The following is an 18,690-nucleotide window of genomic DNA, read 5'->3' as shown; positions in this document are numbered from 1 at the left end:
TCCTCCCTTTATCCCTTCAACTTTACTCTTTGGAGTCTTAGGGCATTTAATACAACCGATACGGAACTAAATGCCATCGCGGCTCCAGCTAACCATGGTGCCAAGAAGCCTACTGCTGCAACAGGTATGCCCAAGCTGTTGTATGCAAGTGCCCAGAAAAGATTTTGCTTAATATTGGTGATAGTCTTCTTACTCATGAAAATCGAATCGGCGATCGCATTTAAATCCCCGCGAATAAGAGTGATATCCGCTGCTTCCATTGCGACATCGGTGCCTGTTCCAATTGCCATCCCTATATCTGCTGTTGCCAATGCCGGGGCATCATTGATTCCATCGCCCACCATAGCAACTTTCTTTCCAGCCTGTTGCAACTTTTTCACTTCTGCCGCCTTGCCCTCTGGCAAAACTTCAGCAATAACATGCTTGATTCCGACGTGTTCAGCAATCGCATGAGCAGTTTGCGTATTATCCCCTGTGATCATCACGACATCCAGGCCCATTTCCTGTAAACGCTCTATGGCTTCTTTTGATGTTTCCTTAATCGTGTCGGCTACGGCTATGATTCCAGCAAAGCGACGGTCTATGGCAGCTAACATGGCAGTTTTCCCCTGTTTCTCCAACTCCTCCATTTTTGCCAGCATTTCTTGGACATTGACTTGATGTTTTGCCATGAGCCTTCGTGTACCAATCAATAACTCTTTACCATTAACTGTCGCTTGTACTCCAAAACCGGGGAGAGCCTCAAATGTTTCCGATCCGGCCAGTTCAATTCCTTTATCTTGGATTCCTTCAACTATTGCTTGAGCGAGTGGATGTTCTGAGTTTTTCTCTGCGGATCCGACCAGTGTTAGAAATTCAGTTTCATTTAGGCCTTCTGCCAAAATGACATCCGTTAACGAAGGTTTCCCATTGGTGACCGTACCTGTTTTATCCAAAATTATCGTATCTAAATGATGAGTGGTTTCAAGGTGTTCTCCACCTTTAAATAGAATTCCAAATTCTGCGGCGCGACCTGAACCGGCCATAATTGAAGTCGGTGTTGCCAAGCCAAGTGCACATGGGCAGGCAATAACCAAAACGGCGATGAATTTCTCAAGAGCTACCGCAAACTCTCCAGGGCTGACGACAAAATACCATACAAGGAAGGTCACAATCGCCAAACCTACTACAATCGGTACAAAAATGCCCGAAATTACGTCGGCCAGACGTTGGATAGGCGCTTTGGAACCTTGTGCTTCCTCCACCACCTTTATGATTTGCGCCAAGGCCGTATCTTTCCCGACTTTGGTAGCTTTAATCTTTAGGAATCCGTTCTTATTAATGGTTGATCCAATCACGCTATCTCCAATTGTTTTATCAACCGGAATACTTTCCCCGGTCAACATGGATTCGTCAAGCGCTGATTGGCCTTCCACAATTTCTCCATCAACCGGTACCTTTTCGCCTGGCTTTATATAAACAATATCGCCTTGTAAAACTTCTTCAATCGGAATGATCATCTCTTGGCCATTGCGAACAACCGCAGCATTTTTCGCTTGTAATCCCATAAGTTTTTTAATGGCCTCAGATGAGCGGCCTTTAGCCTTCGCTTCAAAAAGCTTCCCCAATATGATCAAGGTTATGAGAACCGCACTCGTTTCATAGTAGAGCTCAACCATATGGGCATTTGAACCAATTGACCTGATACTTAAATATAGACTATAGAAATAGGCGGCTGACGTACCTAATGCAACAAGTACATCCATGTTCGCGCTTTTGTTTCGCAACGCTTTAAAAGCTCCAACGTAGAATTGACCACCTACAATAAACTGAACGGGTGTGGCAAGGGCAAATTGAACCCACGGGTTCATAAACATGTCAGGCAGCCAAATGAAGGACGTAAACTTAAAGTGGCTGACCATAGCCCACAACAACGGAAATGAAAGGATAGCTGAAAAAATAAACTTTCCTTGCTGTTTTTCAATCTCCTTTTGCCTATGGTCAACCTGGTCTCCTGTATTTTCCTGTTTTTGCTCTAAGGTGTAACCAAGCTTTTTAATGGCGTCTTTCATGTCGGAAACGGATACCTGGTCAGGGCTATATTCTACAAGAACGGTTTCCAACGCAAAGTTAACAGTAGCCTTATCAACGCCTTCCATCCTGTTGAGCCTTTTTTCAATTTTGTTGGCACAAGCTGCGCAAGTCATTCCAGAAATATCAAATTCTACATTTTCACTTACAACGTTATACCCCAACGCTTGGACTTTCTCTTTAAACTGCGATACGTTCGTTTTGTCCGGGTCATACTTAATAGTTGTTTTCTCAATCGCAAAATTTACATTTGCTTCTTCTACGCCTTCCATCTTTTGCAGCCCTTTTTCGATTCTCGTTGCACAAGCTGCACAAGTCATCCCTGATATTTGAAGAGTTGCTTCCCTATTGCTCACGATTTATCACATCCTGTCCCTATACTATATAGGGGTATATTTTTATTTATAAATGAATCGTGCCAACATGCTGCACGATTCATTTTCTCTATGATTGGATTAAGCTACATCATATCCCTGATCTTCAATCGCACTTTTGATTTCTTCCAAACTCAATTTGTTTGAATCGAATGTCACATCAACCTTACCCTGATCAAGATGCACTTTAACAAACTGAACACCGTCCATTCTTCCGACTTCCCCTTCAATAGAATTTACACAATGTCCGCAAGACATTCCTTGTACATTTAAAGTTACTTGTTCCATAATAAAATCCTCCTATTATTCAGCTTCCATATTTTACACTACCCCTGTAAGGTAATGAATTAAACATATTAAATCTTTACAATTCACCATAAGCTTTTCTCGTTATTAAGGCTTTTATTCATCATACTCAATACGCCGGACACAACTATGTTTTCTTTTTCAACATTGTCTTCGAAGCATATAACTAATCCTCCCTTACTTTTCTTTTTACATTTTAAAATTACCATACCCCCGATGGGTATGTCAAGCGGAAAAATAAAATGCCAGTATGGCAGGACTGGCCTTATTTATAAAATCATTTGGAAAAACGTTTAAACACATCCATCAGTTCTTGAATCATTTCTTCTCCATTTCCCTCTTTTATCGCATTAGATACACAATGCTGTGTATGCTTCTCCAATAATTGAAGGCCCACTTTGTTTATAGCAGCGTTAATAGCAGAAATCTGGGTAAGAATGTCTACACAATATCGATCACTGGCAATCATGCCCTGTATACCACGCACTTGCCCTTCAATTCTCTTCAATCGATTGATTAAAAGCTCTTTTTCTCTTGATGGTCTGTGTGATACTTTATTTTCATCAGAGTTGTTCACGTCTATGTCACCTTCAGTACCATGTTTTTAATAATATTCTATTTCGGTATTATGTGAGATTTTACCACAAATTTCAATTTAGGGTTGAGAAAAAAAAGCGAAGAGGAGCCCCAATACTGAGTTGGAATGCAAAAAGGGCAGACCCTTACAGGAACTGCCCTTTTGTATATCACTGTCCCGCTTCCCACTTTGCGACTTCCTTACGAACAAGCGGCGCCACTTCTGCTCCAAGCAGCTCAATGGCTCTCATGACCTGGTCATGGGGCATAGTGCCCAGCGGAACATGCATCATGAAGCGGGTAATACCGACTTTTTTACGAAGATGGATGATTTTTTCTGCAACAGTTTCCGGATCACCCACATACAGTGCTCCTTCTAAGCTTCTTGCTGCATCGAAGCTGGACCGGTCGTAATGGCCCCATCCCCTTTCGCGGCCGAGAACATTCATTACCTGCTGAGTGGATGGAAAGAACTTGTCCGCCGCTTCTTCAGTGGTATCCGCTACAAACCCATGTGAATGCGAGGCCACCGGAAGCTTTGATACATCGTGGCCCGCTTGGGCAGCAGCTTTCTTATAAATTTCCACAAGCGGTGCAAATTGTACCGGACGGCCTCCAATGATTGCGAGAACAAGCGGTAAACCTAAAAGGCCCGCCCTGATCACAGATTGAGTATTTCCTCCGCTCCCGATCCATACAGGAAGCGGATCCTGTACCGGTCGGGGGTATACCCCAAGATTGTTAATGGCAGGACGATGCCCACCTCTCCATGTCACCTTTTCAGATTCGCGTATTTTCAACAACAATTCCAGCTTCTCTTCAAATAACTCGTCATAATCATTTAAATCATAGCCAAACAACGGAAAGGATTCGATGAACGATCCCCGCCCCGCCATAATTTCCGCTCGACCATTCGAAATCCCATCAAGCATGGAAAAATCTTGGAATACACGGACAGGATCGTCCGAAGAAAGCACTGTAACCGCGCTTGTCAATCGGATTCTTTTTGTTTGGGGCGCAGCAGCCGCCAGCAATATGGCTGGAGATGAAGCCGCAAAATCATGCCGATGATGCTCACCTACGCCAAATACATCCAGACCTACTTGATCCGCAAGTACAATTTCTTCGACCACTTCCCGCAATCGCTGAGCATGACTGATCACTTTCCCGGTTTCAGGGTCCGGAGTTGTTTCTACAAACGTCGTTATACCTATTTCCATTGGTCACTCCTCCAAACTAAGGTTACAAAAAGTAATATACTTATTTTGAGTTTTTTACTTGAATTATACAAGTTATTTGACTGTAGGAGGAATTTGGAAAACAAGACAACATTACGCCTTCTTAACAAACTCCGATTTGAGCTGCATGGCTCCAAAACCGTCAATTTTACAGTCGATATCATGATCCCCTTCAACTAAACGAATGTTCTTCACTTTTGTTCCTATTTTTACAACAGATGAACTTCCTTTCACTTTTAAATCCTTGATGACTGTCACGGTATCCCCGTCTTGAAGGATATTTCCATGTGCATCCTTGACTACTTTTTGCCCGACGGCTCTCTCAACGTCCGCTCCCTGCTTCCATTCATTCCCGCACTCCGGGCATACTAAGAAATCCCTATCCTCATATGAATATTCCGAATTACATTTTGGACAGTTTGGCAAATTAGACACTATATTCTCCCCCGTTTTCATCATATATAGGCAAATTCCCCATCAACACATATCCTGTCATAGTTTCCTTGTATTGACAACAATTCATATGATGCTATTAAAGCCTAGTATGCATTCCTCCGGCAAAAAAAGTTCGGAAGGCTGGCATGATAAAAACGCCTCCGTAAACTTTTATCAACAAGGAGGCGCATTTTCTACCCTATTTTATCTGAATGAACACATATAATTCGGCATTATACTTGGAATCATAATAATGAATATTATTGGCGACAATACTTATTCTGGCCCTATCATTTTCTTTGGTCACAGTGGCCTGATCCACAGATAAAGTGCCATTTTCCCCTTTTAATTCCTTTTGGTTATCAAGAATCCGATTAAAAGCTTTTTTTGCATCAAATCGAATCAGTTCCCGATTGTTTTCGTCAACCAGAACTAAATAGATCTCTTTCTCATCGAACACATTTTTTAATACATAGTTATGTTGATCTATTTCTACCGGAATAACCGTCCCAGTGCCCTTCTTTTGATCATCGTCGATATATACAGAGACCATCCGGTCATAATTTTCGATGTTCAAAGCCGGACTCCGATCCCAGTCAAGAATGGCCATTTGGCTACCATCCGCGCCTTGACCCGTATCATCGTAGGTTTCATCAAATCCGAAGGTGTTTTTAAAATTTCCATAATGAAAAATCTTATCCGGCAGCCAGCCAATATCATCAATATAATCCATGCTGTCTAAATAACTGACCGTCCTTGTGATGGTTTTCTTATCTTTGATGGAGATGTCCGTATTTGGAACAATTTCTCCTTTTTCAAGCATCCCGTTCTCCATCAATGTACTTCTAAGCAAGTTGATCTGACTTTCACGGCTAATTGTAAAAGCATCTATAGGCGGAATAATGGAAATGGCAGAAAAAACAATTAAGACTGCCGCTATTAATCCGTTTTTCCTAACAGGAAAAAAGCTGAATATCACCCCTGCAATAATGGCAAAAATTCCAAACAAAATAACATAATAGCGTCCATGTGTAATGCCCATTTCCCCAATCCTCAAAATCGAAGCAACCGTTTGGAACAACACGATCGGAATTAACACTTTGGGGAAAACTTTTCTGAACAAAACTGCAAATTGATTTTCTATGCTGCTCGCCAGAATATACACCAAAATGACGGTAATGGCATACGAAACAAGCATCGGTTCCAGCAGATTGTTCGTCCAGAAATCCCCGCGTATATTCAACAGGACATATGCAAGAAGTATCACGGTGTATATAGCCGTCAACGGGATGATGATATATGAAATCAATATCCCCAACAATTTCGGGGTATCAACGGCTTTTGCTACCTTCTCCTTTTGTATGTTCACTCTGCCAGCATCCTTTTTACCCGAATAAAAAGGGGTGAAGGACAGGAAAAATATCGGTGCAAACAAAGAGTAAACAACATTCATAACATGACCGTACGCTTTTTGGTCCAGTGAAAATAAAAGCTGGTCAACAGCCAATAAAACAGCGTAAAGCCCGATTGAAATGACAATTGTAAAAAGAACTGTGGTAAAAAATGCTTTGAACACGGACATGAAGCTCTGATTAAATGTTATCTCGCTTTTTATAGAAGGAATCCATATAAATGCCATGATAAGCGCAAATATGGCCACATCCGTTTTTGTTCCAATCTCCATGTTAAAGGTAGATGCGGATCGAATGGCGAATAAGTATCCGGCTGTTAAGACCACTGCTCCCCCCATAAGCAGAAACCGTTCGCTTACCTTCGTGAAAAATCGTTCGAACGTTTGCTGAGCCACTGCGCTCAAAAGGGCACCAATCACGAAGGTGAAAAGATACTTTGAATAGCTTTCCATTTCATTGTTGATCATATTTACATTCACCGTAGCAGCAGCCACCAGGAATAGCATCGTCAATGGATAACGGTTAACAGCATCTATCAGGCCCAGCAGCTTATTCCTTAAGCTTTTGACCATATTCATCAGCATCACCTTTTTCCTGTTTATTCGGGACGGAGTTTCTTTCATGTTATTCATATACCTGTTTGGATGAGAACAATGTAATGTGCTTTCCTTGATGTTACTAATAAATGAGTAGACTGTACATAGCTTCATTTGATAAGAAAAAACGATTCAGGACAAAATACAAAGAAAGCCAGACTTATACAGGAGGACAACATGAATCTTTCAGACATCTTAATCATTATCGCCTTTACAATTGGGGCCCTTATGTTGGCGGCACTCATTGTTTTTTTCATATATTTGATCTTGTTCGACCGGAACCAGAAAATGCACTCCATTTTAAGAAATTATCCTTTACTTGGAAGGATCCGCTATTTTTTCGAGAAAATCGGACCTGAGATGCGCCAGTATTGGTTTAACAGCGATACGGAAGGAAGGCCTTTTTCCAGAGCAGATTATGAGCATATCGTAAGAAGTGCAAAATACAAGCGGGACGTGATCGGCTTTGGGTCCAGAAGAGACTTTGAAGAAGAAGGCTACTACATTCGCAATGACATGTTTCCGAAGTTGACTGAAGAATTGAAAGTGGATGAGGAAACAATGGCTTTGACAAAAAAATATCTTCTCATCAAAGATCCACTGTTTACCCAGAGAATTGAGAAGATTGAAGATGACGGATCTTCCGCCTATCTGCTTCATGATAATGATACAGTTGTTATCGGCCCACATCTGGAATACCCTTTTGTCCTTAAAGGGCTGATCGGGATGTCCGCCATGAGCTATGGAGCTTTGGGAAAAAATGCGATAACCGCCTTATCCAAGGGACTTGCGATTGCCAAAGGGACATGGATGAACACCGGAGAAGGTGGTTTGTCACCCTATCATCTGGAAGGCGGCGTCGATATCATCATGCAAATCGGGCCAGGCCTTTTCGGCATTCGTGATAAAGACGGTGAGGTCGATTGGGATGAGCTTAAAAGGAAAAGTGAATTTCCCCAAGTCAAGGCATTTGAAATCAAGCTCGCTCAAGGGGCGAAAGTCCGCGGTGGCCACATTGATGCGGAAAAAGTGAACCCGGAAGTGGCTGAAATCCGGAAAGTCGAGCCTTACAAAGCAGTGGATAGCCCCAACCGATTCAAGCAGTTTCATGACGTGCCAACAATGTTTGATTTTATCGACAAAATACGGGAAACCACCGGGAAGCCTGTTGGTATAAAAATTGTGATTGGCGGAAATGACAGTGTACATGAATTGGCAAAATATATGAGTGAATCAGGCAGAGGGCCTGATTTTATCACAGTGGATGGCGGTGAAGGGGGAACCGGAGCCTCTTATCAGGAATTGGCAGACAGCGTCGGTCTCCCTATCAAATCCGGGCTGCTCATTTTAAATGCCACCCTCAAAAAATATGGTGTCCGCGATCGTGTCAAAATCATTGCTTCCGGAAAGTTATTTTCTCCTGACAGGATTGCTGTCGCATTAGCGATGGGCGCAGACCTTGTCCAAATCGGACGAGGTTTCATGATATCAGTCGGGTGCATCCAGACATTAAAATGCCAATCCAATATATGCCCGGTCGGAGTGGCAACAACGGACCCTCATTTACAAAAGGCTCTTGTCGTTGATGAGAAAAAACACCGTGTTGCGAACTATGTCATTACATTAAGGAAAGCATTATATAGAATAGCCGCTGCAGCTGGATTGGATTCACCTGTCCATTTTTCCTCCAAAAACGTGATGTTCAAGGATGATAAAGGCGTCGTACATTCACTTGAAAGCATCATACACGAAATAGAACAGCAACTTGATGAAACACCGGCTTTATCGACAGAGCCAATAAAATATTGATCTGCTCGCCATAAAAAACACCGCGGCTTACCTTGACTAACTGACATATCTTTGTTCACGACTGCTGCATATTCAGCAATCCCTTCGACACTCTATAATAACTTTCGTTTGGCAACCGCCATTGATAAAGGCAATGCCTATGATCTTTAATCAAACATCACAATCTCAGCCCGAAAATGCTCATCAATATGTAAAATTCCATATGAATAATAAGGCAGCTTCCGCTTATCTGTCGGCGATCCGGGGTTCATTAGCATAACTTTTTTAACATAACGAAGCATAGGAATATGAGAATGACCGAAAATGATGATGTCCGTCCCTTCCTCTTCAAAAGCTTCCAGGACACGTTTTTCGGTAGTCCTTTTTTCACCATCCCCATGGACAACTCCAATTTTAAAACCGTTCACCTCGAAGAGTTCCTTCGCGTTAAAATGTTCCCGAACCCCGTCACCATCCACATTTCCATGTACACCGACAACCTTGGCATATTCGGACAAAATCTTATGGACCTCCATAGATACCCAATCACCCGTATGAATAATCAAGTCTGCCGATTCACATTCCTTTAACAAGCATTCCGGCAGTTGTTTGTTCTTATTCCGAATATGCGTGTCCCCTGTTACAACTATCTTCAACTCAGACAGCTCCTTTTATCGTAATATTCAATATTATGTATGATAATGCCAAAAGATTTTCACTCCATAACAGGCATTCATCTCTTATCACGAGTTGATACGCAGGCCTCTTCATTCCGAGGTATCCTGGTCCTTTATTTGAACCCGTATTTTTCCATAATGGATCCATTGTTAAATTTTATTTAGATCGGAGCTATTCTCAATAGCAGCGCCTATACACACATTTACCAAACGATCGGCTTGAAAAAACACTCTTATTCCAATATACCTTCTTTTGAGCTGGTGGTCCTGCTTGGCCACCCGTGCACCTTCTTCCTTTCCAATCTCAATATAACCAAGCACTTTTTCTATATGGTCAGGCTGACAAGCGGCCTCATTTCCATCTCAGGATCAGCACGCGGGCTGACCTTAATCTTTTTCCCTGCTCCAAAGTTCCTCAACATAACTGCTGTCTTCCACGAATTATCTTGGCCCTGCCGAACAAAAACCGCCATAAAAAAAAGAGCATTCCTCTAATCGCCCTCTATAGGAAATGCTTTAGAATATCGCTTAATTATTCACTTTTTTTCCATGACTGCAAAATAGTTTCCTTCACTATCTGCAAAATTAAATACTTTTCCGGAAGGCATATCAACCATTTCACCAACTGCTATATTTTTATCCAGAAAGTCTTGATACAATTCTTCAACGTTTTCCGAGAAAAACATCAACGAAGGGGTGCCCAAATTTAACTCTGGCTCCATTTTTGCAATTAACTCCTTATTATGCAGAATAAGACTTGTTTCTGCATCTTTAGTGGGGGCAATTTCAATCCACCTCATCCCCTGGCCATTATTTTCTTCGGAAACTACAATGAAACCGGCTTTCTCCGTCCAGAACCGTAATACCTCATCTTGGTCATTTACATACAACATAATTTGGCCTACTTTGTTAATCACTTTTCCCCTTCCTTTCCGATTCCGCAGTTTTGTACATCTTACTCCATTCTGGTTCCGCTTTCATCAACCCTTTGTCCTATGTCCTATATTGAATTTAATGAAAAAAGTTGTGCCTTCATTCCCTGTTTCAATCTCGATCTTTGCATTGTGACGTGCAGCAATGGCATAGCACACACCGAGTCCCAAACCTGTTCCATTGTCTTTTGTCGTAAAGAATGGAGTGCCTAGTTTTTCCATGACTTCCTGACTGATTCCTATCCCTTGATCCCGGACAGCAAGCACCACAGAATCGTTTTCTTTGTATGTTCTGATCAATAGAGTCTTCCCTTCTTCCATCGCTTCCAGGCCATTTCGATAAATGTTCATGATTAATTGCCGTATCTCATTATGATTTAATAGCAAATATGGGACATCTTCCGTTTCTACTTCGATCATTTTATTTTGAGTGACGGCGTCAACCTCCATCAATGGACACATATCAAAAATGATTGTGTTTAAATCCAGCATTTTCATATCAGAGGTCTTAGTATTGCCTATTGAGAGGAACTCCGTAATGATTGAGTTGGCGCGGTCCAACTCTTCGATCATGATTTCAAAGTAATGTTCCTGCTTTCCAAAGTCATTGTCCATCTTTAATAGTTGCAAGAATCCCCGCACCGTCGCCATCGGATTTCTGATCTCATGACTAATCCCTGCAGCCATTTGTCCAATTAGGTCAAGGCTCGATAATCGTTTAAATTCGTTCTCAAACTTCTTTTTTTCCGTTATGTTTTTAAAAAGACAACAAATGCCATCCTCATAAGGATAAGCGACAATTTCGTACCAAATCTCTTCATAGGACGAGAATACTTCGAATTGTACAGCAACCCGCTCGGACATCGCTCGATGTAGCTCCTTATACATGACCGTATCGATAGTTTCAGGAGCAATCTCCCATAGGTTTTTTCCAATTACATCCTCTGCTTTTTTATTATGAGGTAAAAATTGATGCTGATTGACATAGGTAATTTTCCAATCCCTGTCCAATGCAAAGAATCCGCCTGTAATCCCTTCGATGACACTGATCACTTTTTCATTGGCCACAGCCAGCTCCCTCGTTCGCTCTTCGACCATTTTTTCAAGTCGGCCTACATATTGCAGGTTTGAAAAGACCGGAGCAGTCCAGTCAACAATTGATTGTGCAGTTTGAATAAGGCAGTCATAGTACTTGAAATGTTCCTCTTGAATGGCAACAACAATAACTCCCAGTACTTCCCCCAATGAAACGAAAGGAAAGACCAACAGTGATTTAATGTTAAAATGCTTGAATTCTTCACAGTTTATTCTTTCATCTTTGAGAATATCCGGAATATGTATCGCTTTATTGTCACTGATGACATCTTGAATGATACCTTCGAGGCTTTGTTTGATCGAGATAAGACCAGTTTCAGTACAACTATTGCTTAACACCATATCTGGGTGTTCAAGAAGATACGCAACCATCTGATGGCTGCCTAAAATCCTTTCCATGTATGAAAAGCAAATATCGAGACTTTCTTCCATTGAGGAACACTTGGTCAGGTCACGTGACATACCAAGCATCAGCTGTTTTTCAGCCAACAGAACTTCCTTTTGTTTTAAATGGTTTACATTTTGAATGGCAATCGCAGCAATGTTCACATACGCTTCGACACTTTTTATCTCCATCCCTGTTAAACCCATAGGGACTCCGCTATCAAATAAAAAAATAAGACCGAATAACTCCTTCTCAAAAGATATAGGAAGTGCCAGCAAAGATTTGATTTCCAAGGCTTCGACAATTTTGGGATCGGGCCTGTTATCCTTGGATGTATCCGGAATATAAATCGCTTTTCTCGATTCAATCAGTTCCTTTACCAACAAATCCTTCTCGGGATCAATGACCAGAGTGCCGATCCCTATTCCATTGATTTCTTGTGGTTTCCCTACAAATCCACCGAATGTCCCATCTTCCTGCGGTAAATAAATCCCAGCACCGCTGCATTGAACGATTTCTTCGGAAATAACTTTGGTTACATGCTCCAGTACTTCATGCAGATTCGATTTGGTATTGATTATTTTTGTTATATGCTCAAGCAAAGAATATCTAGTCGGTCCCTTTACCATTTTTCTGTCTCCAATCATACAATTCTCCCAAACATACAAAAGTCTAGTAATGTACCTATATTTTACATGGATTGCATGATGATGATAAGCACCTTGGAAAAATAAAAATGCCAACAACCATTGGACTTTTCTCTATACAACTGCTGTCTACTCACATATATTTAAATTAGGTGATGATATGAAAACCAAATTATATGTCAAAAATCGGAATTTCCTGCTTGGAATGACCATGAAAGAGGAAGCACAACCTGAAATGAATAATATGGCCCTTCATGTCTGTGAAAGCACAGATAATGTGGTGGAGAATCGAAAAAAACTGGCCAAATTTCTGGAGTGCGAACTGAGTGATTTCGTCTGTGCCAACCAAACCCATTCTTCAAATTTCCATAAGGTAACGCTTTCGGATAAAGGACGTGGGTCTGATGGATTAGACACAGCTATCCCTGATACAGATGCCCTGTACACATATGAACCCAATCTACTATTGTGCAGCTTTACTGCGGATTGTGTACCGGTCATTTTTTTCAATGAAGTAAAGGGGCTAACTGGAGTAATCCATTCCGGGTGGCAGGGCACTGTCAAAGAAATCACCTTGAGGCTGTTTGAACATTTAAAGCAAGTTGAGCATTGTAATCCGGAGGATTTTTATGTTCAACTCGGAACAGCACTGAGCCAGGAGAAATTTGAAGTCGATGAAGACGTGTATGTAAAATTCAAGGATCTGGGCTACACGGAGGAATTTATTTATTTTAATGACAAAACCCGAAAATATCATATCGATAATCAATTAACGGTAAAAAAGCAATGTGAGTTAGCGGGGGTTCCCGCGGAGCGGATTATGATTGACCGTGCCTGCACCTATTTGAGCCCGGATGGTTTTTCCTACCGCCAGGACAAGAAATGCGGCAGGCATATGAGTTTTGTTATGAGGAAGCCTACAGCATAAATAAAAAGGAAAGGCGCATTTTTCCATGCGCCTGAATACATTTTCAATCGCTATTACATTCTCTTTGTTTTATCACGGCTAAAGCGCCTTTAAACTTGATTTTTCTTCTGCTTTTTCTTCTTGAGCCTGATAATTTTCCAATGTCTCAAATAGGCCATCTACATGTCTTTGCTTTTTCGTCAGTAAAGAAACAACAATATAAAGTATTAGATTATACAATAGGCCAACACTACCTGCTGACCAACTCCCGGCCCAATCCGTCAGCCACGGGAATATTCCAGCAGTCAGTACAACCAACATGCCTGCCGATGTTCCTATAAAAGCTCCGTATACATTGCCTCGTCTCCAAAAAAGGCCAAGTACCATCGGCACTGCAACCTGAACTATACAATCATAGACATAAAGAATGATAGAAACCAATCTTCCTATTTCCAATGTAGCAATCCCTATGGCAATTAATCCTACAAATAATGTAGCGATTTTTGAAACTTTTAATGTTTGATCTCTAGAAAGGTTTAAAGGCGCAAGAATATTTTTTCCTATCATGACTGCAGCCGTAAGGGTTGCCGCACTAATCGTCGACATACTGGCAGCCAACGCAAAAACTCCCATTAATCCCAAAGCTGCAGGCCCCCCAAACTGATCTGCAATCCAGAAAGCGCCGCTTTGCGCATCATCCGGAAAACCGTCAAGCAACCCTGAACCAAGACCAAGCCATAATAATAAGATTGTAAATATCGCTCCGATGAAAGGAACAATTAAAACGGCCTTTTTAGATTCTGTTACGTTCTTGGTCATATACATTCGGATAAATACCCCCGGCATCATCATCCCACCCAGTGCTCCGATGATGATGGCAGAACTCCATCCCCCGTATCCAACAGTGTCGGAAATCACCAATAATTCAGGTGCAGTTTCGGCTATTTGTTTAAACATTGGCGAGATACCACCGTAAGCTTGAAACATCAAGTATAAAACAAGAGCCGTTCCTACAATTGTAAAGAATACTCCTTGAACAAGCGCTCCCACGGCACTTGCTCGTGCTCCTCCAAGCCAGCAGTACACGACAACAAACAAGCTTACCAATACAAGTCCCAGATTAAATGGAACTGTTCCATATGTTGCAGCAGATATAAGATAACCGATGGTTTTGATTTCTACAATTAACCATGGGCTCCAAAATAGAAACGTTGTAATAGCAATAAAAGTACCGAATTTTTTACTTCCATATCTAAGTTCTGCAAGATCGGCATTAGTTTCAAGTTGGTATTCCTTTCCCCAAACCCAAACTGGACGGACAATAGTATACATCATAACCATTGAACCCAAGGAATAGAGTGCCAAATATTGTGCAAACAAACCTAGATTAGCTGAATCAGCAAACCAGCCTGTATACATTGCTCCAACATACCAGGCACCGATAAACCCAAACATACTTAAATACCATGGAAACGATCTGCCTCCAACAGCGAATTCTTCAAGTGAATCTTGCTTTCTATGAGCAAGTTTGATGATGACCGCATTTATAATAAAGAACCCAATAATGACACCAATTGCTATTAATGCATTCATTCGAGTTCTCCTCTCTTCTCTTCAACTTTGTACCAAATAGCGAGCAGGACACAAACTGCCAGAACAACGAACAAAATCCAAAACTGAACGAACGGAAGACCTAACACCCATGGATCGACTCTGTTAAAGAATTGAAAGAACGGAGGAAAAACAACGGTACTTAAGATCATCCACATAGCACAGAAAAATATAAGTGTCACAGTTCCTCTCTTCACTAAACCTTCAACTCCTTAAATATGGCGGGGAACGCCTTTTTAACTTCGGCTAAAATAGGGTCGATAACCGGCTTAAAACCGGAATATGGGAGCAGTTTTTCTATGTCCGCCTGCCATGGATAGTTTTCATCTAATAAACCCTCGATGACACCCAATGTTGCAATGGGGAAATAAGGCAAGCTATATCCCCCTTCTTGTATAATAACCAACCTGTCGGCACAGTGAACTGCTGCCAGCTCCCTTACTTTTGTCACCATCGTTCTAAATCCTTCTCTGGTAACCATCATTCTGGATAACGGGTCATATAGATTAGCATCCTGTCCGGCTGATATTATAATCAGTTGTGGTTTGAATGCATTAACTGCAGGTGTGATAATTTGATCAATAACCTTTATATATTCTTGATCTCCACAACCAGGAATAAGGGGGATATTAATATTGAATCCCTTACCATCATTCTCGCCGGTTTCGGCTATTTCTCCTCCCTCTAACGGGTAATTTTTATATTGGTGGATAGAGATGAACAGAACACTCGGATCATGATAAAAAATATCCTGTGTTCCATTGCCGTGATGCACATCCCAATCAAGAACCAATACTCTTTCCATACCAAATTTTTCCTTTGCATACTCCACAGCTACAGCAACATTATTAAATAGACAAAATCCCATTGGGCTAGTTCTTGTCGCATGGTGTCCAGGTGGCCTGATCAAAGCATATGACTGTTTAACATCTTGCTCCTCAAATACAACATCGATGGCTTTTTTTGCCCCTCCCGCTGATAATAAAGCAATTTCATAGGCTCCGGGCGAGGAGACTGCCGCTTCTCCAACCTCTATATTTACCTTGTTTTTACTGGCTTCTTTGACTTTCTCAACCATTTCGGTTGTGTGTACCTTTAATAAATCTTCTTCCCTGGCGAATTCAGGCTTGTAAGCTACCATTTTGTTTATTAGTTGTGTTTTTTCCAATAGTTCATGTACAAGATTCAATCTGTAAGGGTTTTCAAAAGCTAGCCCTGAATTCATCTCAAGTTCTTTGCTTAGAACATATTTCTGCTTTCCAATATCGTGTTCACTATACTTCTCGTCCCAAATTAATGCTGTTTTCATTGCTTTAATTCCTCCTCTATTTGATTTTCCTTTTATATCGCAAATTGTGTGCCAATTTAAAAAGTATTGATTTATCGGTATTTTGGAATTACAATAATGAAAATATGCATTTTTATGAGGGTATTTCTGTTTAATTCAAGGGTTTTTGAATGCAAATAAACATTATAATGTATTTTTGCATTCTTGAAAGGAGGAAAATCGTGGTTCTCCAAGAAAATACATCATGGTTTATATTAAATTTTCAAGAAGAAAACAAGGAAAAGATTAATCAATATATCCCGAAAAAACTAAGAAAGGGTAAACCTTATAATGAAATTGATCAGCATCTTTCACATTTAAAGGAAGGGACGGCTCGAGTGATATGGATAGAGGAAATACCTTTTCTTCTTATAAAAAAAGATCATGTTAAATGGTTGGGTGTCTCAACAATAAATTCCTCTAATGGAACGACCGAGGGCCTAAAACACCATAACGGAAAACAGCTTTCTTTCCAGTCCGCCAAAATGAAAGGCGTAATGGAGCTTGTCAGAAAGGTATCATTCGTGGATTCTACAGTCCTTATCCTTGGAAAAACAGGAGTTGGAAAAAGCCATATAGCCAAACTTATCCATCAATACAGCCATCGGTCGAATAAGCAATTTGCTACAGTCAATTGCAGTGCCATCCCCGAATCGCTCATTGAGGCTGAACTATTTGGATATACAGCAGGAAGTTTTACTGGAGGCCACAAAGATGGAAAGCCGGGGATCTTTCAATCAGTTTCAGGAGGCACTATTTTTCTGGACGAAATAGGAGAAGTACCTTTCCATCTTCAGTCTAAGCTACTTGAAGTGATTCAGGAAAATCATATAAGACCTATTGGTTCGGTTGAGTCGATTCCCGTAGATGTTCGAATTATAGCAGCAACTAACCAAGATCTTGAGGACATGGTTGAAAGGAAGTTATTTCGAGAGGATCTATACTATCGTTTAAATGTTGTACCCATTCAAATCCCGCCATTATCAGAAAGAAAAGAAGATTTACAGGTCTTAATCACCCAGTTTTTAAATACATTCGGTCAAAAGTATGGGGTGGAAAAGGTATTCACTCCAGAAGTGATGAATGCCTTTTATCAATATGATTGGCCCGGCAATGTAAGAGAGTTGGAAAACATTATTGAACGCCTTTTTATTACTTCTGAAGAAGAAGTGATTACATTAAATGATTTGCCCGAAGGCATATCCAATTTTTCTACTAGCAAAACCAACTATGAATCTTACTCCCAGCCATTCTTGCCTTTGAAAGAAGCAAAACAAAGAGTAGAAAATGAATTAATATCAAACGCTTATAAAATTTACCAAAACACTTATAAAGTCGCGGAAGTACTCCAAGTAAACCAATCTACAATCGCCAGAAAGGTAAAGGAGTTACGAGAGAAAGGAGAGCTTTAATTGCTAACAATCGCTTTGGCACAATTGAAAAGTACCTTCATGAACAAGCAGGAAAACATTAAGGCGGCTGTAACTACCATGAGGGAATGCAAGCAAAAAGCCGTCGATTTGATCGTATTCCCTGAAATGTTTTTAACGGGATATGCTCTAAAAGAAAAAGCCCGTGAGTTGGCTGAACCGCTGGATGGGCCAAGTTTGAAACAATTGTGTCAAGCAGCACAGGAAAACGAAATAGGAGTAGTGATTGGTTTTCCGGAAAAAAAGGAGAACCAATATTTTAATTCGGCGGTCTTTATTCAAAAAGATGGAAAGATACAAGGGGTTTACCGAAAAGTTCATTTATTTGAGTGGGAAAAGGATATTTTCACTGCTGGCAATGATGGACCCTTGTTCACTATTGGTAACGGAAAAATGTCTTTAATGATGACATTCGATGCTGGATTTCCCGAGATGTCGAGAATATATGCCCTAAATGGCGCTGAAATGATTGTCGTCCTATCGGCACATGTGGTACCCTACCAAATCTATCATAAAATTATGATGAGGGCACGAGCATTAGAAAATCAAGTCTTTTTAGCTGTGGTTAATAAAGTTGGATTGGAAGAACAATCCGTTTATTTTGGAGAAAGTGCCATTATATCTCCGTATGGTGACTACTTAAATAAAACAGAACATCAAGAAAAAGTGATCATTGAAAGTATCGACCTGTCGCTGGTATCAAAAACACGAGAAAGTTTGCCCATGAAGTATCTTGAAAATAGGAATTTAAGCTATTTTAAAAAAAGCAATATATGCGAACCTTTTATTCCTAATTAATATTTTATTTCATATACAATGCCTTGCTTGATTTGAAAGGAGCCATCGACTTATAGCCGATGGCTCCTTTCGTGATATTAAAGCAG

18 protein-coding genes are annotated in these 18,690 nt (G+C 40.8%); 4 read left to right on the top strand and 14 right to left on the bottom strand.

Translation table 11 applies throughout. The features are described from left to right. Positions 1 to 8: 8 nt before the first annotated feature. The 6 genes from C509_RS0115290 to C509_RS0115265 all read right to left on the bottom strand — a co-directional run bounded on the left by C509_RS0115290 (position 9) and on the right by C509_RS0115265 (position 7,043). Positions 9 to 2,426 carry a heavy metal translocating P-type ATPase gene (locus tag C509_RS0115290; RefSeq protein ID WP_018707803.1) on the bottom strand — a complete coding sequence of 806 codons (2,418 nt, stop codon included), beginning with the start codon at positions 2,424 to 2,426 and terminating at the stop codon, positions 9 to 11. 99 nt (positions 2,427 to 2,525) lie between these two features. Further along, positions 2,526 to 2,732, bottom strand: coding sequence for a copper chaperone CopZ (copZ, locus tag C509_RS0115285; protein WP_018707802.1), 207 nt, complete (start codon positions 2,730 to 2,732; stop codon positions 2,526 to 2,528). A 295-nt stretch (positions 2,733 to 3,027) separates the two neighbouring features. Then, positions 3,028 to 3,327, bottom strand: coding sequence for a metal-sensing transcriptional repressor (locus tag C509_RS0115280; protein ID WP_018707801.1), 300 nt, complete (start codon positions 3,325 to 3,327; stop codon positions 3,028 to 3,030). 169 nt (positions 3,328 to 3,496) lie between these two features. Next, positions 3,497 to 4,546 (bottom strand): LLM class flavin-dependent oxidoreductase, encoded by a 1,050-nt coding sequence (locus C509_RS0115275; RefSeq protein ID WP_018707800.1) that lies wholly within the window; start codon positions 4,544 to 4,546, stop codon positions 3,497 to 3,499. Positions 4,547 to 4,657: 111 nt separating this feature from the next. Continuing rightward, positions 4,658 to 4,999 (bottom strand): zinc ribbon domain-containing protein YjdM, encoded by a 342-nt coding sequence (locus C509_RS0115270; RefSeq protein ID WP_026319889.1) that lies wholly within the window; start codon positions 4,997 to 4,999, stop codon positions 4,658 to 4,660. A 199-nt stretch (positions 5,000 to 5,198) separates the two neighbouring features. Beyond that, positions 5,199 to 7,043, bottom strand: a complete 1,845-nt coding sequence (locus C509_RS0115265) for a DUF4153 domain-containing protein (RefSeq protein ID WP_211214279.1) — start codon at positions 7,041 to 7,043, stop codon at positions 5,199 to 5,201. Positions 7,044 to 7,184: 141 nt separating this feature from the next. On the opposite strand from C509_RS0115265, the gene C509_RS0115260 reads away from it, so the two are divergent. Further along, positions 7,185 to 8,816, top strand: coding sequence for an FMN-binding glutamate synthase family protein (locus C509_RS0115260; protein ID WP_018707797.1), 1,632 nt, complete (start codon positions 7,185 to 7,187; stop codon positions 8,814 to 8,816). A gap of 146 nt (positions 8,817 to 8,962) precedes the next feature. Here the strand turns inward: C509_RS0115260 and C509_RS0115255 are convergent, their stop codons facing one another. The 5 genes from C509_RS0115255 to C509_RS0115235 all read right to left on the bottom strand — a co-directional run bounded on the left by C509_RS0115255 (position 8,963) and on the right by C509_RS0115235 (position 12,513). Next, positions 8,963 to 9,451, bottom strand: a complete 489-nt coding sequence (locus C509_RS0115255; RefSeq protein ID WP_018707796.1) for a metallophosphoesterase family protein — start codon at positions 9,449 to 9,451, stop codon at positions 8,963 to 8,965. Positions 9,452 to 9,622: 171 nt separating this feature from the next. Further along, positions 9,623 to 9,793, bottom strand: a complete 171-nt coding sequence (locus C509_RS26540; RefSeq protein ID WP_018707795.1) for a hypothetical protein — start codon at positions 9,791 to 9,793, stop codon at positions 9,623 to 9,625. A 5-nt stretch (positions 9,794 to 9,798) separates the two neighbouring features. Beyond that, complete coding sequence (locus C509_RS26760) at positions 9,799 to 9,945, bottom strand: hypothetical protein (RefSeq protein WP_018707794.1); 147 nt, start codon at positions 9,943 to 9,945, stop codon at positions 9,799 to 9,801. 63 nt (positions 9,946 to 10,008) lie between these two features. Continuing rightward, entirely contained in the window at positions 10,009 to 10,389 is a 381-nt protein-coding gene (locus C509_RS0115240; RefSeq protein ID WP_018707793.1) for a VOC family protein, read from the bottom strand. A 63-nt stretch (positions 10,390 to 10,452) separates the two neighbouring features. After that, positions 10,453 to 12,513 (bottom strand): GAF domain-containing sensor histidine kinase, encoded by a 2,061-nt coding sequence (locus C509_RS0115235; RefSeq protein WP_026319888.1) that lies wholly within the window; start codon positions 12,511 to 12,513, stop codon positions 10,453 to 10,455. Between the two features lie 178 nt (positions 12,514 to 12,691). On the opposite strand from C509_RS0115235, the gene pgeF reads away from it, so the two are divergent. Further along, complete coding sequence (gene pgeF, locus C509_RS0115230) at positions 12,692 to 13,459, top strand: peptidoglycan editing factor PgeF (RefSeq protein WP_018707791.1); 768 nt, start codon at positions 12,692 to 12,694, stop codon at positions 13,457 to 13,459. Between the two features lie 78 nt (positions 13,460 to 13,537). On the opposite strand, the gene C509_RS0115225 is transcribed toward pgeF, so the two are convergent. Genes C509_RS0115225 through C509_RS24065 form a run of 3 tightly spaced genes read right to left on the bottom strand, consistent with a single transcriptional unit; the run spans position 13,538 to position 16,358 of the window. Beyond that, positions 13,538 to 15,031: a sodium:solute symporter family protein gene (locus C509_RS0115225; protein ID WP_018707790.1), complete on the bottom strand. Its 1,494-nt coding sequence runs from the start codon at positions 15,029 to 15,031 to the stop codon at positions 13,538 to 13,540. Next, complete coding sequence (locus C509_RS0115220; protein WP_018707789.1) at positions 15,028 to 15,246, bottom strand: DUF3311 domain-containing protein; 219 nt, start codon at positions 15,244 to 15,246, stop codon at positions 15,028 to 15,030. Before C509_RS0115220 ends, C509_RS0115225 begins: the two co-directional genes overlap by 4 nt. Beyond that, entirely contained in the window at positions 15,246 to 16,358 is a 1,113-nt protein-coding gene (locus C509_RS24065; RefSeq protein ID WP_018707788.1) for a class II histone deacetylase, read from the bottom strand. The genes C509_RS0115220 and C509_RS24065 overlap by 1 nt, the downstream gene beginning before the upstream one ends. 200 nt (positions 16,359 to 16,558) lie before the next feature. Between C509_RS24065 and C509_RS24060 the strand changes: the two genes are divergently transcribed. Together C509_RS24060 and C509_RS0115205 are read left to right on the top strand one after the other, a co-directional pair. Next, a complete protein-coding gene (locus C509_RS24060; RefSeq protein WP_018707787.1) occupies positions 16,559 to 17,788 on the top strand; it encodes a sigma-54 interaction domain-containing protein in 1,230 nt (409 codons plus the stop codon). Next, the gene (locus C509_RS0115205) at positions 17,789 to 18,604 is read left to right on the top strand and encodes a carbon-nitrogen hydrolase family protein (RefSeq protein WP_018707786.1); all 816 of its coding nucleotides are present in this window, start codon (positions 17,789 to 17,791) and stop codon (positions 18,602 to 18,604) included. Positions 18,605 to 18,690: the final 86 nt, after the last annotated feature.

Origin of the sequence: Siminovitchia fordii DSM 16014 = CIP 108821 (genome assembly GCF_000374565.1) — a bacterium.
GTDB lineage: Bacteria > Bacillota > Bacilli > Bacillales > Bacillaceae_C > Siminovitchia > Siminovitchia fordii.
This window is presented reverse-complemented; position numbering and strand designations above follow the sequence as displayed.

Bases quoted from the DNA above. Each gene is read 5' to 3' on its own strand.
- C509_RS26760 (WP_018707794.1), bottom strand. From the start codon at position 9,945: ATGGCGGTTTTTGTTCGGCAGGGCCAAGATAATTCGTGGAAGACAGCA.
- C509_RS0115235 (WP_026319888.1), bottom strand. From the start codon at position 12,513: ATGGTAAAGGGACCGACTAGATATTCTTTGCTTGAGCATATAACAAAA.
- copZ (WP_018707802.1), bottom strand. From the start codon at position 2,732: ATGGAACAAGTAACTTTAAATGTACAAGGAATGTCTTGCGGACATTGT.
- pgeF (WP_018707791.1), top strand. From the start codon at position 12,692: ATGAAAACCAAATTATATGTCAAAAATCGGAATTTCCTGCTTGGAATG.
- C509_RS0115265 (WP_211214279.1), bottom strand. From the start codon at position 7,043: ATGAATAACATGAAAGAAACTCCGTCCCGAATAAACAGGAAAAAGGTG.
- C509_RS0115275 (WP_018707800.1), bottom strand. From the start codon at position 4,546: ATGGAAATAGGTATAACGACGTTTGTAGAAACAACTCCGGACCCTGAA.
- C509_RS0115260 (WP_018707797.1), top strand. From the start codon at position 7,185: ATGAATCTTTCAGACATCTTAATCATTATCGCCTTTACAATTGGGGCC.
- C509_RS0115225 (WP_018707790.1), bottom strand. From the start codon at position 15,031: ATGAATGCATTAATAGCAATTGGTGTCATTATTGGGTTCTTTATTATA.
- C509_RS24065 (WP_018707788.1), bottom strand. From the start codon at position 16,358: ATGAAAACAGCATTAATTTGGGACGAGAAGTATAGTGAACACGATATT.